We start from the raw sequence: 25,227 nt of genomic DNA, 5'->3' as shown, positions 1-25,227 counted from the left end.
CTCTGGACCCACTGGGATGCGCTTTGCTAGGATAGAGTGGCACTGGAAAATGTATACTTTGTTATATTTTAAAAAGGAGTGGCGGCATTGGTTGATATTTATGAGGATATACGCAAAGGTGAGCGGGGTGCGATGATCAGTATAGCGGCCTATCTGATCCTGTCGACCTTCAAGCTGATCTGCGGATATCTGTTCGCTTCCAGCGCGCTGCTCGCGGACGGCTTCAATAACCTGACCGATATTGTCGCTTCCGTGGCCGTGCTGATCGGCCTGCGCATATCGCGCAAGCCTCCCGATTCGGATCATGCTTATGGACATTTTCGGGCGGAGACAGTAGCCGCGCTGGTAGCTTCTTTCATCATGGCGATGGTCGGCATTCAGGTCATCATAGAAGCGGTGCGCACCCTGTTCGAAAGAAAGGAGACCGCTCCGGAATTGTGGTCCGCCGGGGTTGCGGTGGTGAGTGCCTTGGCGATGCTCGGAGTGTATTATTACAACCGCCGGCTTGCCCTCAAGATTAACAACAACGCGCTCATGGCGGCGGCCAAGGACAATTTTTCGGATGCCATCGTCAGTATTGGAGCGGCCGTCGGCATTGTCGGCGCCCAGTTCGGGCTTCCCTGGATGGACCCGGTTGCGGCTTTCGCGGTCGGCCTGCTGATCTGCAGAACGGCCTGGGAGATTTTTCGCGACTCCACCTACCATCTGACGGACGGATTTGACGAGAACCGGCTGCTGGATTTGCGCAGCACAATTGAACGGATTCCGGGCGTGGAGGGCATCAAGGATGTGAAAGCGCGGATTCACGGAAATCAGGTGCTGGTGGATGTCGTCGTGGAAGTCGATGCCGATTTAACTGTAATGGAAGGTCATGAAATCAGTGACTCCATTGAGGAGCGCATGCACAGGAAGCACAATATCATGAGTGTGCATGTCCATGTCGAACCCAAAAGCTGACAGTGTGAATTTTCCTAATTAGCTGTAATTTCCACCAAATATAAGTAGGATTCAAGACTATAGACCCGCTAATTACCATGAATTGGCATGGCTATTTGTGAAATTTGGTGCATGTTCCCATATCCTTGTGAGCCTATAATGAGTGCAGAAAACAATAACGGCGGCGCCACCCTTGTTGATTTCTCATCATAGCCATTCGGGGGAACGGTATGAACAAATTAACCAAGCAGCTTGTTGCCGCGTTATTTTTATCGACCGCATTTTACGCTTCTTCTGGAGAGTTTGGCGTCCAGACCGCCCGCGCATCCGAGGTTCTGTCGGCTTCGGCGGCGCAGACGGCCGTTATCCAGTCCACAGTCCGGCTTCGCACCGCGCCATCGGTAAGCAGCAGCGTGCTTTCCTATTTGAAAGAAGGGGAGACGGTAACGGTTCTGGAGAAGACGAACGCCTATTTCTACAAGGTCCGCACCGCGGATGGGGAAATCGGCTATTGCAGTTCCCAGGGCAGATATATCGCAATGACTGGAGCGGGCGCTACCCCTCAGCCTTCGCCGGTTGCTCCCGTGCTTGCGCCTGCGCCAATCCCAGTGACGTCGCAGACCATTGAAGCCGTCATTGCAAAAGGGATGGCCTATCTCGGCACGCCTTATGAATTCGGATCAAGCCGCAGCGACACATCCACCTTCGACTGTTCGGATTTTATCCGCCAGATTTATCTGGAAGGGATGAATATCAAGCTTCCGGCCGACTCCAGGCAGCAGGGCGGCTGGGTGAAGCAGAACAGCTCGGCTGTAACGGATATATCGAACCTAAAGCGCGGCGATCTGATGTTTTTTATGAGCTACAGAGGAAGCTCGCCGGCGGCGTATGCCGGAATCGACAAGTCGGCGCAGAGGATTACGCATGTCGCTCTCTACTTGGGGGACGGGCAGATTCTGCATACGTATTCCATATCTTCCGGGGGCGTCAGAGTGGATAAATTAAGCGCTTCTTGGACCAGCCGTTTTCTCTTCGGAGGCTCGGTCGTCCACTGATTATACAGCCTGATTCAAGGCGAAGCGACAGCAGTATGTATGTGACGGGTACAGCACACAAGAAGAAAGGGGTGCCTTCGGCGATGCGAATATCGCTTTGAAGGCGCCCCTTTCTCGTGGACAAATAAGGTTCATAGATAGAATGATTTCCTTTTGCAATATGTATATTTTGAATGACGGTATCCCGATTGACAGGGCCGTAAGGTGAATATCATCCAGCACTGATGAGTGAAGGCTGTGAAATGCCGGCCGGAATGATATCACTGCATTTGCGTTCGAAGGTGATCTTAAGGCATGATTACATAAGCGGTATTGGGAACCTTGATCCAGGCCAGGCCCAGCCAGGTATAGACCTCTCTCCATTCATTGCCGAGAGCATCGGTTATCATTTGTCCGGTCGTATCGACCGCCTGCGGACTAAGCATGCCGGCTGGCTTCATGACGGAACCGTTAGAGAAATAGAACGGGGTAACACGGGTCAGGATGATCAACGGCGTAGACGGTTTGAGATCCTCCGGTGTAATTACCGGTTCAATCACCGTATTGCTGCCGTATGTGCTTGAGGTAGCGGTACCGCTGTAGGTTGCCGTGGTAACGGTGCTGCCGTAGGTGCTTGAGGTGGCGGTGGCCAGCGAGGCCGTTCCCGTTACTTGGTCAGCTGAAGCGGTGGCGGCGATGGAAGCCGTTAAACCGATAGCTGCTGCAATAGTGGTGATCTTTTTCATATTCAATTCCTCCCTTAGATGTTGTTCTCACCGGAATTATCCGGTAGTCGGTGCGTCAATATCCTAGTAAACAAATGCGGACCTCATGAACCAGCATAAGAATCGGAGCATAAGGAAGGGGGGATGCGTTATGCCTCCTCGTTCGAGTAACACTAGAACACCGCGCAGAATTTGGCTTCGGCTGTTTGCCGGCTTCGCGCTCGTCCTGCTGCTTGCGGGAGCGGCCACCGTCTGGTACGTCAAGCCGGAGGAGAAGCTGGATTTGTCCTACGACCGTCTGGACCTTGAGCCGCAGCTGCTTCAGATGGCGAAGGAGAGAAGACCCGTTCTGACGCTGACCGAAGACGAACTGAACAATCTGTTCAAAAAAGGGCTGAATGACTATCTCGCCGAACATCCTTCAACCTTTGTCCGGATTACCGGGGCGAAATTCCGGCAGAGCGGGGACCGCCTGACCGCGGATATTAACGGGATGGCCGGCCCTGTGCCGTTCGGCGCAGAATTCGGCATGACGATGGAGGTTTCAACGGGGGCGGGGGGAATGATTACGCTGCACAATGACTATACTTCGATCCGCGGCCGGAAGCTGCCGGAAGGCGCATTGCCGATTCCGCAGATTACGGTTCCTCTGAGGGAGCATATGCCGTTTATGGTCGAGGTGGAAAGAATCGAGCTGCTGGGCAGCGGCATGCGCATCTCGTTTGCCGTTAACTGGAATGATCTGCTTCAACTGCTGCTGAAATGGAAATAAGTCCGGGACTTCTCTCTCGTGTGGGGGAGATATCCCGGACTTATTTTTTGCTCAGGGGGCGGTTATGCCCTTTTTTCAAATTGGGCGCATACACATACATTGACCGGCCACTTCGCCCTGTGAAGAGAAAAAGGATGAATCATGGTGTGGCAGTCAAATGTTAAAAGCCGGGCAGGGGGCGTTGAAACACCGCGAAAACCGGGAATGGGAAAGCCCGAAGGCGAGCGGCCGAACGGTTGTTTCGCCCATGAAACCTAGGGGTAACTATGCAATATTAAGGCAGGCTGAAGCTGCAACCATTTCGAACCGGAAGGAGCTTGTACTCATGATAATTAGCCTAAGCGTAGCGCTTATTGCCGTCGCATTCGCAGTTCTCGTCTTCTTTTTAATCAAAACTTTGAATTCCGCCAAGGACTCTCTCGATAAAGTGAGCCAGACGCTTCAGGAGGTCCAGAAGACGGTTGATGAACTGACATATGAAGTGAAGACAACCGTGAGGCATGCCAACGATATTACGGCGGATGTGCAGAGCAAAATCGGGAAGATCGATCCCATCATGGATTCGGTGCAAAATCTGGGAGAGGTGCTGAGCGAGCTGACGCTGACCGCCAAGCAGGTCTCGGTAACGGTGATTGAGAAATTCCGCAAAAACCGGGAGCTGAGAGAAAAATCGGAGCTTGTGTCAATCGACAGCGCGCCGATGACCCCGGCCGAAGAACGCACGGTGAATTCCTATAAAGCGGCAAACAGCAAGAAAGGAAGAGTCCAGGCTATCCTGAAGGGTGTCGACGTGGCGGCGGGCCTTTGGCAAAAATACCGCAAATGATTTCGGCCGGCAGATAAGAGCAGCCGAAATGCAGACTGGAAAGGCGGGGCAATCATATGAATGTATGGATTCTTCTGTTCGGTCTTCTTTCCCCTCTTTTTGCTGCGGATTCGTCTGCCCCGAATGCGCCAATGAACACTGACGGTTTCGGATTCGGGTACCAGGCGGTGCTGGCAGCCCATAACGCAGCACAAGAAACCGGGGATAGCGAGGATAAGTTCTTCCGCAGCTTTGACTCGCTGGCCGGAGTGTCGCTGTATTCCTCGGAGGAAGAGCTAACGGCGCGTAAAGGCCAGCCGCTGAGTATCGTTCCCGATCCTTGGCAGGACAGCCTGGAGTATCGCTATGCGGATATGTCGGCCGGCGTCTCGGACGGGGTTGTGGTGTATGTGCATGTCAGCCCGCAGCAGGCCCGGGATTACGGGCTGCGGCTTAACGGGATCGGGATCGATCCCGTTCACGATACGCTGCAGGAGACGCTCGGCTCTCCGGATTTCGTGGCGGAAGATGGCGACGTGTACATGAGGGGAAGCACGGCCCTTAAAATCTACCGGAGCCAGAAGACCGGGGAATGGGATGGAATTGATTTGTTTGACGAATATTCGTCGTGAGCCGTTTCAACCGGAAACGACAGGTTTATTAAGATATAGTTGTCTTTGCCGTTACTGCCTTGTAAGAAATGATGAATTTCGCGCTAAGGAGAGTGAGATCATGGATTCTGTCGGTGCACATGCCTATGCTAAGGTGTTGGAGAATGGTGTACAGGCCATTGAAGAAGTGAACCGGTTGCGGGACAGCGGGTATATGAAGGAAGATTTGTACGTTATTAGCCATGACCGGGACCGGGAAGAACGGATCGCGGAGGCTGCGGACAGCAATGAAGTCGGGCTTAGTGAAGAGGGATTGTTCGGTACGTTGGCGAATATGTTCCGCTCGCGCGGCGACGAGCTTCGCTCCAAGATTACCTCGCTCGGGTTTAGCGAAGCGGAGGCTGACTTTTTCGAGAGAGAGCTTGATTTGGGCAAAGTGCTCGTTGTCGCCAAAAAAACATCCGCATGAGCGCCGAACTCTGATCGGTAACGATTCATAGTCCAATAACGTAACCTCCAGTCCCACTTTAGCCAGTGGAGCTGGAGGTTACTTTGTTGAAGAAATGTTCTTTAATTTTCCTGACTTAGGAAAGAAAAGGCCGCCTCAACAAATCTTGCGGATGGAAAATATCAGGCTAAGTGTCGTAAGATAGAATTATGCGCTTTTTGGCATTTTCGGTCGAAACATGAAACTGTGCGAGGTGAAGTGATGAAGATTTTAATCGTAGACGATAATCCCACCAATATTATCATTATCCGCGAAATTCTGAAAAAAGAGGGGTACCGCAATCTGGTTACGGCTTCTTCCGCTATAGAAATGCTGGAGATGATCGGGATCAGCCGTGAGAATAACAGTGAGCTCAGACCCAAGCACTCCGACGTTGATTTGATTCTGCTGGACATGATGATGCCGGAGATGGATGGCATCGAGGCCTGTCGGATCGTGCAGCGGTACGAGCATTTGAAGGATATACCCATTATTATGGTAACCGCCGTGGGCGACTCCAAAAAGCTGGCCGAGGCCCTGGACGCCGGCGCGGTCGATTATGTGACCAAGCCGATCAACAAGGTCGAGCTCATGGCGAGAATCCGGTTGGCGCTGAGACTCAAAGCCGAGAAGGACTGGCACAAGGAGCGGGACCAGCGGATACAGGATGAACTGAAGCTGGCGGCGCTTGTGCAAAATGCGGTGCTCAGCCTGCCGCTGGTAAAAGAAGAGCTTGAGGTGCATGCCATTTACCAGCCTTCCTTCGAGCTGGCCGGAGATTTATACGCCTGGTATGACCTGGGCGAAGGGCGGTACGCCGTCATCCTGCTGGATATGATGGGGCACGGCATTTCTTCTTCGCTGTTCTGCATGTTCATTGCCTCTGTACTCAAGGATACGGTGACGACTTACGTCGAGCCGGAGAAGGTCGTACAGGAGCTGAATCGGCGCTTCAACCAGCTTTATATTGAGAAGCAGCTTGTACAATACTATTTTACGGCTATATATATGGTAATCGATACCAGACTGCGGCGTATTGACTATATCAATGCGGGTCATCCGCCGGCCCTGTTCTTCGAAGGCGATGCCCGGGAACCGCTCATGCTCGAGACCAACTGCCATCCTGTAGGCTTGTTCGACCGGATTGAAGCCACGCCGCAGAGCGTCAGCTATGAGCGGGAAGGCCACCTGGCGCTCTATACCGACGGGCTCCTGGAAATGGTCGACGGAGACCACGAGGAGCAGCTGGAATATCTGATCCGTCAACTGGACGGGGGGCATGAGTGGCGGGAACAGCCGATGCGGGCCGCTTTCTTCGATGGGGCGCCTCCGGGTGAGCGCGACGACGATAAATGCCTTGTGTGGATTTCACTCAAGAAGGGAAAAGAATAACCGATGAAGATCAAAGCCAAGCTGCTGATCGGCTTCAGCGCGCTTATGGTCATCATGCTAACGCTGGCGCTGGTTGGATATGACCGGCTTCATTATACGAATAAACAGCTTGACAGCATTTATCAGGACCGCTACAAGAAAATTCAAGCCTCGGCCGGCATGCGCGGCGAAGTCAATGACATGGCCCGTATTCTGGCGACCATTTTGCTGAATCCCGATGTGGATATGGATGTTCAGCGCAATGAGATCGGACGGAGCAAAGCCAGATCCGCGGGATATACGGCCCTGATGAATGCAGCGAACAAAACCGCGGAAGAGCAGCAGATGTTCGCGCGCATTGAAAAGTCGACCGAGGCCTATTTTTCATACCAGGAAAGCGTGCTGACGCTGTTGGCCAAAGGGGATAGGGAGGGGGCGACCGCCTACCGCAACGCGTTCGGAACGAGTATTCAGAACGAGGTGCTGGCGAGCCTGAACAATCTGGCCGATTATGAGAATTTCAAGATCAATGAGGAAATCAATAATGCCAAGAGCAGCTATCAGAGCTCCACTCAAATCGTTGCGATGGAGATAGCCGCAGGTCTGCTGCTTGGACTTGGCGTCATCTTGTGGGTGCTTCCCAGCATCACAAGGGGACTGGCTACCGTCTCCATGATGATCCGAAGCGTCGGCGGCGGGAATATGCAAGAAATCCGCAAGATAAAAGTGACCTCGAAGGATGAGTTCGGCGGGGTCTCCCGTGCTTTTCAGGTTATGGCGAAAGAGATCGAGGAGAAGCAGGACAGGGAAGCCCGCTATATCCAGGAACAACAGGAGCACGCCTGGCTTAACGCCAATGTGGCGCGGACTACCGAGCTCCTGCGCGGTGTGAACTCGCTGGCCGAGATTTCGCAGACCTTCGTGAGCGAGTTCGCACCCGTTGTCGGAGCGCAGTTCAGCGCGGTGTATCTGAGAGAGAAGAACCATCCGGACAGGCTCGGGATCTACGGGGCATATGCTTTTGACGAGAGCAAGCCCAGGGACGGCTTCGACCTTGGAAGCGGCCTTGTCGGCCAATGCGCGCTGGACCGAAAGCCGATCCGGCTGGAAAGCGCACCCGAAGATTATCTCAAGGTTGCTTCAGGCTTTGGAAGCTCGGCTCCGGGCAATATTGCGATTTACCCGCTTCTATTCAACGAGGAACTGCTGGGCGTTATGGAATTTGCCTCGTTCAAGCCGTTTTCGGAGCTGCATTACGAGCTGCTGGAGCAGCTTGCCGTGAATTTGGCGGCAATCGTTAATAATACGACGCATCGTCTGGTGGTTGAGGAGCTGCTGCGGGAATCGCAGGCTCTCACGGAAGAGCTGCAGTGCCAATCCGAAGAGCTGCAGTCCCAGCAGGAGGAGCTTAGACGTTCCAATGAGAACCTGGAAGAGCAGACGGAGGCTCTCAAGCGTTCCGAAGAGCTGCTGCAGCGCCAGCAGGAAGAGCTGGAGCATTACAACAGCGAATTGGTAGCCAAGACGCGCTCGCTGGAGGAACAGGTTGGGCTCATTGAGGAGCAAAAGGATGAGATTGAGAGCGCCCGGGTCCAATTGGAGAGGCAGGCCATGCAGTTGACCGTTACGAGCAGGTACAAATCCGAGTTCATGGCCAATATGTCCCACGAGCTGCGGACTCCGCTGAACAGCCTGCTTATCCTGTCCCAGCTTCTGATGGAGAACAAGGAAGGCAATCTGACGGATAAGCAGGTGGAATTCTCCCAGACCATCTACACGTCGGGATCAGATCTGCTGAAGATGATTGATGAAATTCTCGATTTATCGAAGGCGGACGCGGGCAAGATGGAGCTGAACCGCGAGAAAGTCGCCCTCACGGATCTGAAAACGTTCGTGAAGCAGAACTTTGCCCCTGTGGCCCAGAAGAAGGGCCTTTCTCTGCGTTTATCCTTCAACGAGCCGCTGCCGGATCATATTGTAACCGACGGTTACAGGCTGAAGCAGGTGCTCCGCAATCTTCTGTCCAATGCCTTCAAGTTTACGAATAAAGGCTTTGTGGAGTTCTCGGTCAGCCGCGCAAGCGAGAAGTCTCTGCCGGTGTATCTGCCGCTGGACCGGGAATACATGGCTATAAGCGTCAAGGACAGCGGCATCGGCATACCGGAGGACAAAAAGGATTTGGTATTCGAGGCGTTTCAGCAGGCGGATGGAACGACCAGCCGCAAATACGGCGGCACCGGTCTTGGCCTGTCCATCAGCCGCGAGCTGTCGCGCTTAATGGGCGGAGGCATTGTGCTGGAGTCCCGGGAGGGCGAAGGCAGCGAATTTACACTGTACCTGCCTGTTGTCATCAATTACACTCTGCTGCCGGGAGCGCAGCAAGCGGCGGCCGGTGAAGCCCGCGTGCCAAGCCCTGCGATCGGCTATCTGCCCTCTGCCGCCGAATCCGAGTCCAGGCCGATTAGGGAACCGGAAACGCCGGAAATGCGGGGAGCACCGTTTGCCGATGACCGCGAGGATCTGTCTTCCAGCGACAAGGTGCTACTGATTATTGAGGACGATGACAAGTTCGCCCATATTCTGGTCGATATGGCCCGAAGCCGCGGCTTCAAGACGCTGGTCGCGCTGCGGGGGGACACCGGGCTGCAAATGGCCCGTTCTTATTTGCCCGATGCGATTATTCTTGACATACAGCTTCCCGTAATGGACGGCTGGTCGATTCTCAGGGAGCTGAAGAATGAAGCCAAGACCCGGCATATTCCGGTGCATGTGATTTCAGTGGGCGATGAAATCAAGCAGGGGCTGATGATGGGCGCAATCGCCTATTTGAGAAAGCCCTCCACCCGGGAAGCGCTGGAACGGGCGTTTACGCAGATCGAATCGTACACGGAGAGCAGTCTCAAGCATCTCCTGATCGTAGAAGACGACGAAATCCAGCGGCGCTCCATTATAGAGCTGATCGGCCACGATGATGTGGCCATTACCGCCGTCTCAACCGGAGGGGAAGCTCTGGATGAGCTGCGCAAGCGGAAATACGACTGCATGGTTCTCGACCTCGTGCTGGGTGATATGGACGGCTTCGAGCTGCTGGATCATATCCGCGACGACGAGGAGCTGAATGACCTGCCGATCATCATCTATACCGGCAAGGATCTGGACAGCAAGGAGGAGACCCGGCTGCGCAAATATGCGGAGTCCATCATCATCAAGGACGTTCGCTCGCCGGAACGGCTGCTTGACGAAACGACGCTGTTCCTGCACCGGGTCGAAGCGAATCTGCCGGAGGACAAGCGCAAGATTTTGCAGAGGCTTCATAATAAAGAAGAACTGTTCGAAGGCAAAAAGATACTGCTCGTCGACGACGATATCCGCAATGTCTTTGCGCTCTCCAGCATGCTGGAAGGGTACCAGATGGAAGTGAAGTTCGCGGAGAACGGCAGGGAAGCGCTGGAAATGCTCAAGAACCAGCCGGAATTCGATCTCGTGCTGATGGATATGATGATGCCGGAGATGGATGGATACGAAGCCATGCGGCGGATTCGGGATATCCCGCAGTTCGCCAAGCTGCCGATCATTGCGCTTACCGCCAAAGCGATGAAAGAAGACCGGGCCAAATGCATTGAGGCGGGCGCTTCGGATTACCTGAAGAAACCGATCGATACGGATCAGCTTCTTTCGCTAATGAGGGTATGGTTGTATTCGTAATTCCTGATTTGGGGTAATACTCTTACAGACATAATTACAGCCGTTCCCACAAGGGCGGCGATCGCAAGGGAGCCGGGATAACTATGGCAGCAACAGAACAAGGAAGCGACGAACTGTCCCTTGCAGGGCCTAACAAGAATGAGTTGGAAAGTATTGAAATCGAGCTTCTGCTCACTGGCATCCACCGCCTGTATGGATATGATTTCAGGAATTACGCACTGCCTTCTATCAAGAGGCGTATCTGGCATCATGTTCATGCGGAGAACCTTCCCAGCATCTCCGCGCTGCAGGAGAAGGTGCTTCATGACCGGACCTGCTTTGAGCGGCTCATCTACAGCCTGTCCATACCGGTTACGGAAATGTTTCGGGACCCCGGCCTGTTTCTGACGTTTCGCCAGAAGGTCGTTCCTCTCCTGAGGACCTACCCGTATATCCGTATCTGGCATGCCGGCTGCTCCACGGGTGAAGAGGTCTACTCCATGGCGATCCTGCTCCAGGAGGAGGGCCTGTACGAGAAGGCGCGCATTTACGCCACGGATATGAATAATCGTTCGCTTCAACAGGCCAAGGAAGGCGTCTACGAAATCAGCAAGATGAAGCAGTATACCAAAAATTACCTGGAAGCGGGCGGGAAGCATGCCTTCTCCAAGTATTATACGGCGAAATACAATTCGGTCATCTTTCAGCCTGACTTGCGCAAAAATATTATTTTTGCCGAGCATAACCTGGCGACCGATACTTCATTCAATGAATTTAATGTCATATTTTGTCGAAATGTAATGATTTACTTTAACGATGAGCTTCGGGATCACGTCCACGGATTATTCTGCGAGAGCCTCAGCCGGTTCGGTGTGCTGGTCCTCGGAGCGAAGGAATCCATTCATTTTACCAGGTACAGCGATTGCTACGAACCCCTGGACCGAGTGGAGAAAATCTATCGTAAAGTCAAATGACGTCTTTAGGAGGGGCTTATGGGGGTTCAAGAACCGATTCATATCCTGCTGGTAGACGACCGTCCGGAAAACTTGCTGGCGCTTGAGGCGGTCCTTGAAAGCCAGCAATACAAACTGGTTAAGGCAAACTCCGGGGAAGAGGCGCTCAGATGCCTGCTGAGGCATGAATTCGCCGTTATCGTTCTTGATGTTCAGATGCCGGGAATGGACGGGATTGAGACCGCGAAGCTGATCAAATCAAGGGACAAGACGAAGGAGATTCCGATTATTTTTATTTCGGCCAACAGCAAGGAAGCGGAGCATCTGTTCGCCGGATATTCCGCCGGGGCCATTGACTATATGGTTAAACCGTTTATCCCGCAAATTCTGAAATCGAAGATCGAAGCCTTTGTAGACATGTTCCTGACGACCAAGAAGCACCAGACCCAGTCGATGCTGCTGCAGCAGAAGACGCAGGAATTGGAGCGGATCAACCAGGAGCTAATCAAGGCGAAGGAAGAGGCGGAAAGCGCCGCGAGGGCAAAGACCGAATTTTTGGCCATGATGAGCCATGAAATACGAACACCGATGAACGGGGTCGTAGGGATGATCGACCTGCTGATGGAAACTCCGCTTACGAAGGAGCAGCAGGAGTACGCGGAAATCATCCGCAGGAGCGCGGACACGCTCGTCACCGTCATTAACGATATTCTGGATTTCACCAAGATGGAATCCGGCAAAATGGAAATGGAAGTCCAGCTGTTTGAGCTGCGGACCTGCATTCAGGAGGTCTTCAGCCTGTTCTCGGCTGAAGCGGGTAAGAAGAATCTGGAGCTGGCCTATTTTATCGACCACACGCTGCCGGAGGTGCTGTACGGGGATATGGCCCGCCTTCGCCAGGTGCTCATGAATCTGGTGTCGAATGCGGTTAAGTTCACCAATCAGGGCGGGGTTTATTTAGTCGTTTCCGGCACAAAGAGAGGAAATAACGAGATTGTTGTCGAATTTACGGTCAAGGATACCGGTATCGGTATCTCGCCGGATAAGCGCGACCGTCTGTTTCAGCCCTTCTCCCAGCTTGATTCATCGATGACCCGGAAGTATGGAGGCACCGGCCTTGGCCTTGCCATCTGCAAATCGCTGGTAGGCATGATGGGAGGCGAAATCCGGGTGGAATACATGGAAGAGAAAGGGGCCGCCTTCGTGTTCACGATTGTGGCGGGACTCCCGGAGGATGACCCGGGCGGAGGCGGCCAGCCGGAGAAGAAAGAGACCGAAGTCCCGCTTCGCAAGGAAAGCAAAGGCGAAGGGGAAGGCAAAGTGCTTATCGTCGAAGATCATCCCATCAATCAGAAGCTGATGATCAGCATGCTGGAGAAACTGGGCGTGAAGGCGGACGTAGCCGAGGACGGCCGTCAAGCGGCGGACATGGCGCTGTCCCGTCCGTACCATCTGATATTTATGGACCTCCAGATGCCCAGAATGGACGGACTTGCGGCTACGCGGGAGATTCGCCGCAGACACAAGCGGGAATTCGGATCTCCCGTTATTATCGCCATGACGGCCAATGTCATGGACGGCATTCAGAGCCGCTGCCTGGCCGCCGGCATGAACGATTATATCAGCAAGCCGCTCAAGCTGAGCAGTATCAAACAGATTTTATCCCGCTATTCCGGCGAGGAGAGCCTGGATCACGACCGGGATACCACGTATAATCCCGCCTGATCCAGCGGTTACCAGGGAATGAAGACCGATTTTTTTGTTTCAACACCATGCCTTAAGGGTTATTGGTAAAGAAAACATTTATCAGGAGAGAATGTCTATGAATACAAATAAGAGTGAGAAGTTTCATGCTACGACCAAGACCGAAGGCAGTGTCTGCACTGTCTACTTAAGCGGAGAGCTGGATTTGTCGGTTGCTCCCGATTTCCGGCTGATTATGGAGCCGCTGGTGGGAGATACAGCGCTTGATCTTTCCATTAATATGAAAGAATTGAAGTATATTGACAGTACGGGAATCGGAATTCTCTTGTCGATCCTCAAGGCAAGACACGGGATGGATGTCAAATTCACCGTGGAGGAAGTGCCGCCGCAAATTCAGAAGCTGTTTGATATGACAGGGATCGCCAAATTTTTTGCCTCCCAAGAGAATTCCCACTAGGAAAGGACCGAACGTAGAATGAGTGATGATATACAGAAAGTGATACTTCAATTGCCGGCCAGCGCGGATTATGTCGATATTGTCAGACTCAACTTGTACGGAATCGCTTCGAAGATGGGTTTTTCGTACGAGGATATTGAAGATATGAAGGTAGCCGTTTCCGAGGCTTGCAACAATTCCGTTCTTTACGCCTATGATCAGGAGGATGGATTTGTCGATGTGATCTTTGAAGTAGGCGCGGACGCTTTGTCCATTACTGTCAAAGATGAGGGGGAGAGCTTTGACAATGTGGCATCCAGAGAACGCATCACCCTGCATGACAAGGAACTGAGCGATGTTCAGGTCGGGGGTCTGGGCTTCTATCTGATGCAGGCGCTTATGGATGAGGTAAACGTAATAAGCGAGTCGGGGAAGGGGACAGTCGTAACTTTGACCAAAAGAATACATCTCAGCGAGGAGAGAGTATGAATGATAAAGTGACTCCCCCAGAGTCCATGGACGAATCCGTTTCTCTCATTTGGGAATATCAGCAGACCAAGGATAATGATATTGCCACCGCATTAATCCATAAATATGAACCTATGGTCAAAATGGCTGCAGGCAAGATCGCCCGCAACCGCCCCGACTTGTATGAAGACCTGTATCAGGTCGGCCAGATGGCTCTCATCCGCCTTCTGCAGCAGTACGATATCAGTCTGGGTATTCCTTTCGAGCCGTATGCCATGAAGAGCATGATCGGGCATATGAAGAATTTTCTCCGCGATAAATCCTGGTACATACAGGTTCCGAGACGCATCAAGGAAAAAGGTGCATTGGTTCAGCAGGCGATTGATGAGCTGACCGTCAAGCTGGAGCGTTCTCCGGACGTGGGCGAAATCGCCAACTACCTGGATCTGTCGGTGGAGGAAACGGTCGAAGTGCTCGCAGGCAGGGAATGCTACCATTACGTTTCTCTCGATTCTCCGCTGTCTCAAGAGGAGACTGGCGCTACGCTGGGCGAATTGATCAGCTCGGATGCGAACGACTACGACACCGTAGAGCGCCGCATGGACCTTCAGCAGGCGCTTGGACAGCTGAAGGAGCAGGAGCAGAAGGTGCTGCTGCTGGCCTTCCAGGAAGGACAGTCCCAGCGGGCAATCGCTCAGAAGCTGGGTGTATCGCAGATGAGCGTTTCGCGTATTCAGAAGCGCGCGACCGAGAAGCTGAAGCAGATTATGTCCAATTCTTCTTACTGATATGAATGGACAAGCTGATAACCTCACTAATTAAGGGTATGTGTTTCTCCCAAGAAGGAGGCACATACCCTTTATTAGTGTGGGGGAAGCCTCAGGCGGGCTGAGTATGCGGCATGGACGCTTTAGCTGTTGGCGTCAATGTACTTCTTAATCTCGGCCAGATACTCGCCGATGACCGGCACATTGACGAACAGGCTAATAATGTAGCCCAGAATACCGAGAATGATGAAAGTGCCGAGCGACAGCCCCAGACCGCGGGAAATGCCGGCCATGAGGTTCGTAATGATCCGCTTTTTGGGATCGGTATAATTCTCCAGAATATCCTTGAATTCCGATTTCTCGAGCGAATCGGCGATTTTGTCCAGCCTGGCATTCAGCCGCTTCACTTCATGGCGGAGTTCAAACGGGTGGTCATCCACTTCGTAGGTTTTCGTTCTTCCAGTCAGATTTCCCATAAAGTCCCCTGCTTTCTTCCAGCCGTACTGGCTTTATTTGAATTGGAAGCCGTCGCTTCCGGTTCATGAAATGAGGCGCCATACATGCCAACAGCCAGCTGATCGCAGCTGGCTGTTGGCGGAGTAAAGATAAAGTGAAAAGCTTGAAGCAGGCCGCGCCTTTAAATGGTCAAACTATTAAAATGCGCGCATTTCTTAATAAGAGGTCGATTAATAGGAAGCTTTGACCTCATTCGAGGCGTCCTTTGCTTCCTTCGAGACATCCTCGGAAGCGTCTTTGGCCTGATCGGCTACATCCTTGGAAGCCTCCTTGACATCTTCGCTTACCTCTGCGGAAGCGGAGCTGATGGTATCGGCTACATCCTTACTGGTTTCCTGCAAGGTTGCGGCAATTTGCTTCTTGCTGTCGCTGACGCTTGACAGGATATCGGAAGCTTTGGACGAGACGGTGCTGGCCAGATCCGACGCCTTTCCGCCAACCGTTGCAGCAATGGATTTGGTCTTGTCGCTGACCTTGCCCGAAAGCTCTTTCGTTTTATCAGTCGCCAGGCTCAGCTTATCGGACAAATCACTCCGTATTTCGCGTCCCGGCTTGGGCGCAAAGAGGAGAGCCGCCGCCGCACCGAGCAGGCCGCCGATTAAGATGCCTTTTGCAAAGGTCCCGCCGCTCTGTACCGGATATTCTGTTTCTGCTTTATTCATCACAATCACTCCTCATTAGAATAATGTAAATCTAAAATCAGGCGGCGCGTCGCAGTAGTCTGGAAATCAAACCCAGCAGGAATATAAACAGCGCCGTACCGATAATTGCCGGAATGACGGCAAAATTACCGACCACGGGGCCAAAACTGCCGAATAAGTATGCTCCCACCCAAGCGCCGATAAATCCGGCAATCATCGAACCGATGATCCCGCCGGGCATATCGCCTCCGGCGATAGCGTCACCGATAATGCCGATAACGATTGCCATTATGATACTGATGATGATCCCCCACATACGATCGCCTCCTTTACCCTGGAAATCGGTAGTACGATGAGTTCATCTTACTTCGTATATAAACTTGGGTGTATGCGCTGAAACAGCGGCGGCGTACGGGAAAGATTGGAGAAGGATAACGGAGGAAACGGAGTGAATAGGCGTTAATATATAGAGTAAACCGTCCTTTTTGAACCTTTACAAACGGCGTCTTTTCGATGCTAGATTATATAGTTCTTTCAAAATGATGCATTCATAAACGCTCAATTCGATTCACTAATAATAGGAAACCATATAGAGAAAGAGGAGAGACCTGCATGGAGACGGTTTTGGTAAAAGAGTATCGGGCCAATCTGATGGAATGCGCCCACAGCGGGCATATTGCAATGGTGGGGGAGAACGGGGTGCTAAAAGGCTACTCGGGGGACCCCGGCTTTGTGTCCTTCACCCGTTCTTCGGCGAAGCCGCTGCAGGCGATCCCGGGCATCCGCGGCGGAATTGCCGGCAAGTACGGTCTGAGCGCGGCCGAAATCGCCCTGATGACCGCTTCGCACCGCGGCGAGGATTACCATCTTCAGGCGCTCGAGAGCATCTCGGCCAAGACAGGCATCACGGAAAGCTGCATGATCTGCGCTTCCAGCTACCCGCTTGACGAGGGCAGCCGCGAGGAAGCCATCCGCAGCGCGGGCAAGCGGAAGCTGTACCATAACTGCTCCGGCAAGCACCTGGGCCTGCTGTCTTACAGCAAATCCAAGGCGCTGCCGCTGGAAGGCTATGCGCAGCCGGACCATCCGGTTCAGCAGGAGGTTCTCCAGACGGTCGCCTATATGGCGGGCCTGTCCCCCAAAGACATCAGCCTTGGAACGGACGGCTGCGGACTGCCGGTGTTCGCGCTGCCTCTGACCGCGCTGGCCCATGCTTATTTAAAGCTCTCCTGCCCCGAGCTGATCGAAGATATCGCGACGAGAGAAGCCGTTAAGCGGATTACCTCGTCCATGCATGCCCATCCGGAGATGGTTGCCGGTTACGGGCGGCTCGATTCCCTGCTGCTGGAGGACGACAATATTGTAGCCAAGGGCGGATTCAAGGGCGTGTACTGCTTCGGACTGCGGAACGAGCGTCTCGGATTTGCTTTTAAAATTCTGGACGGCTCCGAGGAAGAGTGGGGGCTCATTGTTCGCAGCATTCTGGAGCAGATCGGGTACAGCAACCGGGCGACGATCAGCAAGCTGGAGGCCGCTTTCCCAAATGAAATTGTGAATGACGAGGGCATGCATGTGGGCCGCGCGGAAACGGTGTTCAAGCTTGAGCTTATCTAAAGGGAAGCGTGATTGAGCCTGACGCGGAAAGGGTAAAAAATACATAATTAAAGCGCCTGTTTACTGAAGTCAAAGGTTTGCCCCGGCCGAAAGCCGAGGGGAGCTTCTTACATCTTTGGAGGTGCGTAATTATGATTAAAGTGGTGACTTCCGCGGAAAGGCATACTTCGAATAGAGAGTGGATACACAGCGAGTTCAGCTTTTCTTTTGCCGATTATGACGACCCAAGCAACGCCCATTTCGGCTGTTTGCTGGCCCATAACGATAATGAGCTTAAGCCGGGGAAAGGCATGCACAGGCATCCCCATCATGATCTGGAAATTATTACGTATGTCGTATCGGGGACGCTGCGGCATGAGGATAACCTTGGCAACAAAGCCGATCTTCAGGCGGGCTCGGTTCAGGTGATGAGCGCGGGAACGGGAATCAGCCATTCGGAGACGAATCCGTCCGGGACGGAGAATGTCCGTTTCCTGCAGATTTGGCTGCTGCCGAATCGGGCGGGGCTTCCGCCCAAGTGGGGCGCCAAGTATTTTCCGCCGGATTCAAGACTTAACACCCTCCTTCCGGTAGTTGCCGGGAATGGAGCCGAAGGCGCACTGACCATACATGAGAATGCCGTCGTCTATTTGGCCACACTTGAGACCGGCAGAGAGATCATCCATCCGCAGAAGGAGGAACGGCGGACCTATGTGTTCCTGATTGATGGACATGCGGAAATCTGCTGCTCCGACGGCCGTTTCCAATTGCGGCCCGGCGATGCGGCCCGTATCCGCAAATGCTGCGAGCTGAGGATTAAGGGAATGAGCACCGGCGGCGCGGAGCTTATTTTAATCGATTTGCCTTGACAACAGGTCCGAAATATTTAAGGTTGACACGTAAAAAACAGGCCCCCTGTCATCGAACCCCGTTTGCACGGATCGATCACAGGGGGCCTGTTCCCTAATCAAAGGCTCCTACTTCCGCAGGCGTCCGAGCTCGGAGACGAGAGCCTCCACCTGGGCGATGCTGAGCCGTTCGCTGTCCATAACGACTTCGTAGATGTCCCGGATATCTTCATATTTGTCCAGCGAGAAGGCGGAAGACTGCATCGCGGCGGCGCTGGCCATTTTCAGCTTGGTCTTGATGCCTTCGATCATATATTCAATATTGCCCTCTGTCGGCTTCGTCAAATCCATGATGTTCGCGTTCATCCTTTCTTTTGCATTAATCTATGTATTTTACCACGATTGGCGCCGCAGACACTATATTTTGTCCCCGAAATTAATTTCATGTAAAATGGATGGAACCAAAGTTCAAGAACAAGGGGGAATGCAGGGCATGGCAATCAGGGAACAAGGGCCCGGGGGCGGAAAAAGAAAGATGGCTGCCGACGGCCTGACGGCTTTTTTTCGTGAAATCCGCGAACGGCATACACCGGGCGAAGTGACCTTCCTGTGCGTCGGTACCGACCGGTCCACCGGAGATTCGCTCGGTCCTCTTACGGGAAGCCGGCTGCTCGAATACGGATTTCCCCATGTGATCGGCACGCTGCCGTCTCCCTGTGATGCGAATAACCTGACGGAGAGAATTGCTGAAATTCCCTTGGAGCATGTCGTTATTGCCATTGACGCCTGCCTTGGTCCGCTCGCGGCCGTCGGCCATTATTTCGTTTCGATGGAACCGCTGCATCCGGCCAAATCGGTAGGAGGGCTTCTCCCGGCGGTAGGTCATTACAGCTTGGCCGCCGTCGTGGACGCGAACGGACCGAAGCCGTACCGGACGCTTCAGACAACGCCGCTGCATCGGGTGATGGGCATGGCCGGAACGATTGCCGCGGCTGCCGCCGAGGGCTTCGGAATCTCCCGTTGAAGGCGTTTCAATCCTGCCCGTTTAGCTTAAATAAAGATTACCGGTCAGGTACATATAAGAAGAAAGAAGGATGCTGTCATGGAAACGGTGCGTTGTGAAGGAATTCCTATTTGTTACAGCGATCAAGGGCAGGGTGAAGTCCTTGTTCTGCTTCACGGTTTCTGCGGCAGCTCGGAATATTGGGAGAAGGTCATTCCGATTTTGCAGGGAAGCTACCGCGTTATTGCCCCCGATCTCCGCGGGCACGGTTCTTCCGATGCGCCGCTTGGCGCCTATACCATTGAACAAATGGCAGATGACGTTCTAACTCTGCTGGATGCGCTGGACATCCCCAAAGTTACGCTGCTGGGCCATTCGCTTGGCGGTTATGTCACCCTTTCGTTCGCGCAGCGATATGCGTCGCGCCTCAATGCCTTCGGCCTGATCCACTCCACGGGCTATCCGGACAGCGATGAAGCGAAGGAGAAGCGGCTCCAGGCTGTTGCTGTCATCCAGTCGAAAGGCATTACGGACTTTGTGGACGGGTTCGTGCCTGGACTGTTCGCGCCCGAGACGGTGAAGTCCTCGCCGGCGCTGCTGCAGCGGGCCCGGGAAATCGGCTATAAGACGCCGCCTCAGGGCGCGGTGGGAGCCGCTTTAGCCATGCGGAAACGTCCCGACCGGCGCGATGTAATCTCGGCAAGCGGGCTGCCGGTGCTGCTTGTGGGAGGAGAGAAGGACGGCCTTGTCCCGCTGGAGAAGACTTTTACGGCAGATACACCGAACGTAACGAAGGCGGTCATTGTCCGGGCCGGCCATATGAGCCTGTTCGAGGAACCCGAGCAGCTTGCCGATGTGATCAAGGATTTTGCCGCCGTATTGGTAAAATAATTAATAAAAGAGGGCGCATGCCCTCTTTTTCGTGTACCCGCTAATTAGTTCAACGCATGATTTGCTCCCAATCCCGCCCGGGTCATTATGCGATACACCGAATCCCCGTATCCGCCCCGGATAACCGCTCCCCTGTCACTGGAACCGCCGGATGGAAGGAATGCACAGCACCAGAAGAATGGCGGCTATGCCAAGGCCAGAGAAGATGGCGATGGTCGGAATGCCTCCGATCCAATCGGCCGTCCAGCCTACCACAATAAAGCCGACCGGCAGCAGCGCGAAGGAGCCCATCATATCCAGACTCGCTACGCGTCCGAACGCCTCCTGGGGCACTAGATCCTGCAGGCTGATTTCCCAGATCATCGAAAAGAGCATGATGCCGAAGCCCTCTAGGGCGAACAGCGCGATGGCGGCTCCGGGAGTCTTTGCAAAGCTGAGCGAGAGCAGCGCGAGTCCGCTGATCAGGGCGCCGCCGTAAGCGATAAGCCCCCGATGGTTCCACTGGCTTCTCATGCCGAGCAGCAGGCCCGCAATAATGGCGCCCACCCCCGAAAAGGTTACGGCAAGCCCGTACAGATATGGCTCCCAGCCGTGATGCACCTTGAACAGCCAGGGAATCAGCACGCTTGTTACCCCGGTGAAGCAGATGTTGATAAAACAAAAAGCCAGAATCGTGATCCACAGCCACGGATGACCGCGCAAAATCGCGAGTCCTTCCTTGAAATCCTCCTTCCAGTGATTGGAGCGGCGGATCGCCGTTTCGCCAAGCCGGGACCGGCCCCCGAGCGCCTTCCGCAAATACAGCATACAGACCATAGAGATCAGGTAGGTGAAAGCGTCGATGCCGAAGCCAAAGCCCGCCGACCAATGCGTAATAAGCAGACCGCCCAGTGCGGGGCCGATCAGACGGGCCGCCTGAGTCGTCACTTGGGACAAGGAGTTGGCGGCGATACGGATGTCCGGCGTGAACACAGAAGCGCGGACGGCGGCATAGGCGGGCTGGAACAGGCCGTCCAGCAATCCGTAGCCACCCACCAGCACAAGAAGAAGGGGAATGCTCAGCAGATGCATAAGCGCCAGAACGGCTGTGGCGGCCATAATCAGAAAACGCAGAATATCCGCGAGCAGCATGATTTTGACCCGGTCAACCCGATCGACAATATGTCCGGCGAAAGGGAGCATCAGCACATTGGGCAGCATATACACGGCCATGACAATGCCCATGGTGGCCGAGGATCCTGTCAGCGAATAAACAAGCACCGGCAGAATGACCATCGTAATCGAGCTGCCCAGGAATGAAATCAGATGGCCGAGCCATAAAAAAGGAAATGCCCGCGACTGCGAAAAAGGCGCCGCAAACCTCTGCAGCGGACTGGATGCAGAAGGTTTGGCTTTATCCGATTCAAGAGGCATCATGGCTGGTCACCTCCGTTTCCATTCCCGTCACCGGATGGGTGAAGGAGCTGACCGATAATCATTTCAACCCCGTACTCCTCGCCATGAGTCGCTTTGGCCTCCCACTGACCGATGAGCCGCATGACCTCCTGCCGGAAAAGAGCCAACTCCTCCTCGGACAAGCTGAGTCTTGTTGTGAAGTGCTCTACGGTATCCTCCTTGCGGAACCCGAATCCGCTGAAGCTCGGGGAGCGGAACCAGGTTGCCTTGGAGCGGTAGAACTTCTGCATAATACCGCCTGCGGCTTCTGTCCGCACAAGCTCCAGCAGGCCGCCTTCGAACAGCTTCTGAATATGGTAGTGAATATTGCCGGGCGTCTTGCCCAATTTCTCGGCCACCTGCTTCGAGGTCAGGGGATCGCCTGCGAGCGCGTGCATGATCTTAATGCGAAGCGCGCTCTGCAGCAGCTTCTCCTGTTCGCCGGAGATGGGCAGGGCAGATTCCGGCTTGCCGGGTACCAAGTTATCGCGCATAGGTTGAGCCTCCTGACCATTTTGATCTGATTAACAGTACGATCTGGAATCCAGATCGATCTTGATTACAGATTAATGGAAGCTGGACCGTAATGTCAATCACCGGATTGGAAAGGAATGGTTATGCGTTCATTTGCAGCGTCCGGCACCGGGACTATCGCCACTAGCTGGGCAGGGCGGTGGAATTACGCAGGGGAATGGTTTAAGATAGGGCGTGAACCTATGCTACGGAGGAGGCGAAAGAGATGTTCCGTAGGGATTACATCGTCCGGATGATTGAAGATATGACGGGGATGATCGCCAAAGTATTCACTCTGAAACAGGAGCGCAAGACTACTGAAGCGTTATGGGAAGTAGACGAGCTGCTGAACAAGCATTTCCGGTTGAACTCCCGGCTGCTGAATTCGCTGTCCGTGGAGGATATTATCGAGATATTCCGCCTTGGCGGAGGAATAGAGGCCGACAAACTTCAGGGGATGGCCCGCTTGCTGTATGAAGAAGGAAGCATATACGCATCTGCTGGCAATCTTCCCGAAACGCTGCCCCGGCTGATGAAGGCGCTGCACCTGTACCTGTACGCCGCGCTTCACGGCGCCGACCGCGAGCTGCTGGGCTTGCCGAAGGAGATTGACGATTGCTTGCGGGATGTGGAGGCTTACCGTCTTCCGGCAAAGACCGAGCGGCTGCTTATGTCCTATATGGAATCTATCGGGCGTTACGGCAAGGCTGAGGATTCGCTGTACCGTCTGCTGGAGGAGGGGAAGGTGACCGCGAAGGAAGGCGAGGAGCTGTATGACCGTCTGCTTAAGCAAGATCCCGGCGAGCTGGAACGGGGCAATCTTCCTCTGGACGAAGTTAGACAGGGCCGGCAGGAATGGCTCGAATTAAACCGGCAGACAAAGGAGACGGGTGTATAATGAGTGTTCCCATTTATATCGTCGATGCTTTTACCGAGCATGCTTTTGGAGGCAATCCGGCCGCGGTCTGTCTGCTGGAACAGCCGGCTTCGGAAGAGTTCATGGCGCGGACGGCTGCTGAAATGAATCTGTCGGAAACGGCGTTTCTGTGGCCGGAGAACGGAGGGTATCGGCTGCGCTGGTTTACCCCGGCGGCCGAGGTGAAGCTGTGCGGGCATGCCACGCTCGCAAGCGCCCATACCCTCTGGGAGACCGGACGTCTTCCGCGCGAGAAGCGGGCGGAATTTCATACGCTGAGCGGGCTGCTTACAGCGGAGCAGAGCGAAGGCGGAATTACGCTTTGCTTTCCCGCATACGAGCTGATCCCGGCGGAGACGATACCGGGGCTGGGCGCCGCGCTGGGAACGGAAGAGGGAGATATTAAGGAAGTATTTTTCTATGCCGATAACGCGCTGGTCCGCCTCCGGGACGAATCTGCCGTAAGAAGCCTTAGCCCGGATTTTGCCGCGCTGAAGAGCCTGCCGCCCCGCGCCGTTGCGGTAACCGCCGAAGGAGGCGGGGAGGGCATTGACTTTGTCTCCCGTTTCTTTGCCCCGGGCATCGGCGTGAACGAGGACCCGGTAACCGGCTCCGCGCATACGGCTCTGACCCCTTTCTGGGCGGAGAGGCTGAAGCGCTTGGAGCTGACCGCTTATCAGGCCTCCCGCCGCGGCGGTATCCTCAAGCTGAAACTAAGCGAAGACAAGGTCTTTCTGACCGGGCAAGCGGTGACGGTGGTTAGCGGATTGTTCCATGCCCGTCCCTAGCGGAATCCATGGAGGAATCAAGTATCTGCCGCCAGACGACTTGGCTCCATTTTATTATTTGAAAGCGGGTTATGATTGTGGAATCCCTGAATACTCTGATTGAACGCATAATTGAAGACCGTACCCTGATTACGGGAACCTTGAGCCAGCTGCGCAAAAAGGAAGGCGCCACGTATACCAAAGTAGGCGTCAAGCCCGTGCAGCTCAAAAACGGACTGCATTACCAGTTTGCTTACTATACCGGCACTCAGGTGGAGCATAGAAATATTTCTGCTGATTCAGCGGCGGAAGAGCTGGAATCGCTGCTGGGCGATACTTTCCGGCAGGGACTGCTCTGTACGGCGGAAGCGGATTACCAGGTGCTGATCAGCAAAAAGCAAAAAGCGACAGTCCTAACCAAACCTCCGACGAAAAAAGCGGCCGCCGACCTCTCCCATAACCGGCGCAAGCAGTATGTGCTGGAGGAGGGCGAGCCGGTGCCGTTTCTGATCGAGCTTGGCATTATGAACGACAGCGGCAAAGTGCTCGCCAAGAAATACGACAAGTTCCGCCAGATCAACCGGTTTCTTGAGATGGTCGAGGACGTGCTGACTTCCCTGCCGCAGGGCAGGCCGCTGACGATCGTCGATTTCGGCTGCGGCAAATCGTATCTGACGTTTGCGCTGTATCACTATTTGGCCATCCGGGAAAAACGGGAGCTGAGCATTGTCGGGCTTGATCTCAAAGCCGATGTCATTGCGCACTGCAGCGCTCTTGCGGACAAGCTGGGCTATGACAAGCTTCGTTTTCTTGTCGGTGACATTGCCGATTACAACGAGCTGGACCGGGTTGATATGGTCGTCACGCTGCATGCCTGCGATACCGCGACCGATGCGGCGCTGGAAAAAGCGGTCCGCTGGGGCGCCTCGGTCATCCTGTCGGTTCCCTGCTGCCAGCATGAGCTGTTCGCCCAGATTGACAATGAAATCATGGAGCCGCTGCTGTCGCACGGTATTCTCAAGGAGCGCTTCTCGGCGCTTGCGACCGACGCGATCCGGGCGAAGCTGCTGGACCTGATGGGCTACCGCACCCAACTGCTCGAATTTATCGACATGGAGCATACGCCCAAAAATATTTTGATTCGCGCGGTCAAAAGCGGCGGCGGAGACAGCGGCACCAAATGGCGCGAGTATGCGGCGTTCCGGGACTTTTTGGGCGCGAAGCCTTATCTGGAGCGCGCATGCGCCGATCTGCTTCCGGGGGAAACGTCAAAGAGCAATTGAAACCGGCGAAGAATCATATCCTCCGATCAGCCAATAACCGGTTATGAAACGGGCAGTCTTCCGAATAGG

27 protein-coding genes are annotated in these 25,227 nt (G+C 54.1%); 20 read left to right on the top strand and 7 right to left on the bottom strand.

Annotated features, from left to right (window positions below):
• The first annotated feature begins 132 nt into the window (after positions 1-132).
• The gene (locus tag G5B47_RS22480) at positions 133-957 is read left to right on the top strand and encodes a cation diffusion facilitator family transporter (protein ID WP_165103402.1); all 825 of its coding nucleotides are present in this window, start codon (positions 133-135) and stop codon (positions 955-957) included.
• A 209-nt stretch (positions 958-1,166) separates the two neighbouring features.
• Positions 1,167-1,991: a C40 family peptidase gene (locus G5B47_RS22475; RefSeq protein WP_165103129.1), complete on the top strand. Its 825-nt coding sequence runs from the start codon at positions 1,167-1,169 to the stop codon at positions 1,989-1,991.
• 287 nt (positions 1,992-2,278) lie between these two features.
• Here G5B47_RS22475 and G5B47_RS22470 read toward each other — a convergent pair whose 3' ends face one another.
• Positions 2,279-2,716: a hypothetical protein gene (locus G5B47_RS22470; RefSeq protein WP_165103126.1), complete on the bottom strand. Its 438-nt coding sequence runs from the start codon at positions 2,714-2,716 to the stop codon at positions 2,279-2,281.
• A 130-nt stretch (positions 2,717-2,846) separates the two neighbouring features.
• Here G5B47_RS22470 and G5B47_RS22465 point away from each other — a divergent pair, with 130 nt between their 5' ends.
• The 11 genes from G5B47_RS22465 to G5B47_RS22415 all read left to right on the top strand — a co-directional run bounded on the left by G5B47_RS22465 (position 2,847) and on the right by G5B47_RS22415 (position 14,774).
• Positions 2,847-3,467, top strand: a complete 621-nt coding sequence (locus G5B47_RS22465) for a hypothetical protein (protein WP_165103123.1) — start codon at positions 2,847-2,849, stop codon at positions 3,465-3,467.
• 325 nt (positions 3,468-3,792) lie between these two features.
• Positions 3,793-4,293: a DUF948 domain-containing protein gene (locus G5B47_RS22460; protein WP_165103120.1), complete on the top strand. Its 501-nt coding sequence runs from the start codon at positions 3,793-3,795 to the stop codon at positions 4,291-4,293.
• Positions 4,294-4,349: 56 nt separating this feature from the next.
• Entirely contained in the window at positions 4,350-4,904 is a 555-nt protein-coding gene (locus G5B47_RS22455) for a hypothetical protein (RefSeq protein ID WP_165103117.1), read from the top strand.
• A gap of 100 nt (positions 4,905-5,004) precedes the next feature.
• Positions 5,005-5,352 (top strand): general stress protein, encoded by a 348-nt coding sequence (locus tag G5B47_RS22450; protein WP_165103114.1) that lies wholly within the window; start codon positions 5,005-5,007, stop codon positions 5,350-5,352.
• Between the two features lie 240 nt (positions 5,353-5,592).
• Positions 5,593-6,762 (top strand): PP2C family protein-serine/threonine phosphatase, encoded by a 1,170-nt coding sequence (locus tag G5B47_RS22445; protein ID WP_165103111.1) that lies wholly within the window; start codon positions 5,593-5,595, stop codon positions 6,760-6,762.
• A gap of 3 nt (positions 6,763-6,765) precedes the next feature.
• Complete coding sequence (locus G5B47_RS22440; protein ID WP_165103108.1) at positions 6,766-10,446, top strand: response regulator; 3,681 nt, start codon at positions 6,766-6,768, stop codon at positions 10,444-10,446.
• A gap of 83 nt (positions 10,447-10,529) precedes the next feature.
• Positions 10,530-11,399 carry a CheR family methyltransferase gene (locus G5B47_RS22435; protein ID WP_165103105.1) on the top strand — a complete coding sequence of 290 codons (870 nt, stop codon included), beginning with the start codon at positions 10,530-10,532 and terminating at the stop codon, positions 11,397-11,399.
• An 18-nt stretch (positions 11,400-11,417) separates the two neighbouring features.
• Entirely contained in the window at positions 11,418-13,103 is a 1,686-nt protein-coding gene (locus tag G5B47_RS22430) for a response regulator (protein WP_165103103.1), read from the top strand.
• Positions 13,104-13,200: 97 nt separating this feature from the next.
• Positions 13,201-13,539, top strand: coding sequence for an STAS domain-containing protein (locus G5B47_RS22425; protein ID WP_165103100.1), 339 nt, complete (start codon positions 13,201-13,203; stop codon positions 13,537-13,539).
• Between the two features lie 18 nt (positions 13,540-13,557).
• A complete protein-coding gene (gene rsbW, locus G5B47_RS22420; RefSeq protein ID WP_165103097.1) occupies positions 13,558-14,007 on the top strand; it encodes an anti-sigma B factor RsbW in 450 nt (149 codons plus the stop codon).
• Complete coding sequence (locus G5B47_RS22415) at positions 14,004-14,774, top strand: sigma-70 family RNA polymerase sigma factor (RefSeq protein ID WP_025336515.1); 771 nt, start codon at positions 14,004-14,006, stop codon at positions 14,772-14,774. The genes rsbW and G5B47_RS22415 overlap by 4 nt, the downstream gene beginning before the upstream one ends.
• Positions 14,775-14,896: 122 nt before the next feature.
• Here the strand turns inward: G5B47_RS22415 and G5B47_RS22410 are convergent, their stop codons facing one another.
• The 3 genes from G5B47_RS22410 to G5B47_RS22400 form a co-directional block, all read right to left on the bottom strand.
• The gene (locus tag G5B47_RS22410) at positions 14,897-15,229 is read right to left on the bottom strand and encodes a DUF5665 domain-containing protein (RefSeq protein ID WP_025336514.1); all 333 of its coding nucleotides are present in this window, start codon (positions 15,227-15,229) and stop codon (positions 14,897-14,899) included.
• Between the two features lie 210 nt (positions 15,230-15,439).
• Positions 15,440-15,931 carry a YtxH domain-containing protein gene (locus G5B47_RS22405; RefSeq protein WP_165103094.1) on the bottom strand — a complete coding sequence of 164 codons (492 nt, stop codon included), beginning with the start codon at positions 15,929-15,931 and terminating at the stop codon, positions 15,440-15,442.
• 37 nt (positions 15,932-15,968) lie between these two features.
• Positions 15,969-16,226 (bottom strand): GlsB/YeaQ/YmgE family stress response membrane protein, encoded by a 258-nt coding sequence (locus tag G5B47_RS22400; RefSeq protein WP_025336512.1) that lies wholly within the window; start codon positions 16,224-16,226, stop codon positions 15,969-15,971.
• Positions 16,227-16,522: 296 nt separating this feature from the next.
• Between G5B47_RS22400 and G5B47_RS22395 the strand changes: the two genes are divergently transcribed.
• Both G5B47_RS22395 and G5B47_RS22390 read left to right on the top strand, forming a co-directional pair.
• Entirely contained in the window at positions 16,523-17,524 is a 1,002-nt protein-coding gene (locus G5B47_RS22395) for an asparaginase (protein ID WP_165103091.1), read from the top strand.
• A 131-nt stretch (positions 17,525-17,655) separates the two neighbouring features.
• The gene (locus G5B47_RS22390; protein ID WP_165103088.1) at positions 17,656-18,372 is read left to right on the top strand and encodes a pirin family protein; all 717 of its coding nucleotides are present in this window, start codon (positions 17,656-17,658) and stop codon (positions 18,370-18,372) included.
• Between the two features lie 108 nt (positions 18,373-18,480).
• Here G5B47_RS22390 and G5B47_RS22385 read toward each other — a convergent pair whose 3' ends face one another.
• Positions 18,481-18,702 (bottom strand): DUF1128 family protein, encoded by a 222-nt coding sequence (locus G5B47_RS22385; protein WP_165103086.1) that lies wholly within the window; start codon positions 18,700-18,702, stop codon positions 18,481-18,483.
• Positions 18,703-18,844: 142 nt separating this feature from the next.
• Here G5B47_RS22385 and yyaC point away from each other — a divergent pair, with 142 nt between their 5' ends.
• Positions 18,845-19,375 (top strand): spore protease YyaC, encoded by a 531-nt coding sequence (yyaC, locus tag G5B47_RS22380; RefSeq protein WP_165103083.1) that lies wholly within the window; start codon positions 18,845-18,847, stop codon positions 19,373-19,375.
• Between the two features lie 78 nt (positions 19,376-19,453).
• Entirely contained in the window at positions 19,454-20,245 is a 792-nt protein-coding gene (locus G5B47_RS22375; RefSeq protein ID WP_165103080.1) for an alpha/beta fold hydrolase, read from the top strand.
• 135 nt (positions 20,246-20,380) lie between these two features.
• On the opposite strand, the gene G5B47_RS22370 is transcribed toward G5B47_RS22375, so the two are convergent.
• Positions 20,381-21,661 carry an MFS transporter gene (locus G5B47_RS22370; RefSeq protein WP_165103077.1) on the bottom strand — a complete coding sequence of 427 codons (1,281 nt, stop codon included), beginning with the start codon at positions 21,659-21,661 and terminating at the stop codon, positions 20,381-20,383.
• Positions 21,658-22,173, bottom strand: a complete 516-nt coding sequence (locus tag G5B47_RS22365; RefSeq protein WP_165103074.1) for an ArsR/SmtB family transcription factor — start codon at positions 22,171-22,173, stop codon at positions 21,658-21,660. The genes G5B47_RS22370 and G5B47_RS22365 overlap by 4 nt, the downstream gene beginning before the upstream one ends.
• A 245-nt stretch (positions 22,174-22,418) precedes the next feature.
• On the opposite strand from G5B47_RS22365, the gene G5B47_RS22360 reads away from it, so the two are divergent.
• From G5B47_RS22360 to G5B47_RS22350, 3 genes are all read left to right on the top strand, one after another.
• Positions 22,419-23,090: a DUF6483 family protein gene (locus G5B47_RS22360; protein WP_165103071.1), complete on the top strand. Its 672-nt coding sequence runs from the start codon at positions 22,419-22,421 to the stop codon at positions 23,088-23,090.
• Positions 23,090-23,896, top strand: a complete 807-nt coding sequence (locus tag G5B47_RS22355) for a PhzF family phenazine biosynthesis protein (protein ID WP_165103068.1) — start codon at positions 23,090-23,092, stop codon at positions 23,894-23,896. Before G5B47_RS22360 ends, G5B47_RS22355 begins: the two co-directional genes overlap by 1 nt.
• Positions 23,897-23,967: 71 nt before the next feature.
• Positions 23,968-25,158 carry a class I SAM-dependent methyltransferase gene (locus tag G5B47_RS22350; protein ID WP_165103065.1) on the top strand — a complete coding sequence of 397 codons (1,191 nt, stop codon included), beginning with the start codon at positions 23,968-23,970 and terminating at the stop codon, positions 25,156-25,158.
• Positions 25,159-25,227: the final 69 nt, after the last annotated feature.

Source organism: Paenibacillus apii (assembly GCF_011043685.1).
Taxonomy (GTDB): Bacteria; Bacillota; Bacilli; order Paenibacillales; family Paenibacillaceae; genus Paenibacillus_AQ; species Paenibacillus_AQ sabinae.
This window is presented reverse-complemented; position numbering and strand designations above follow the sequence as displayed.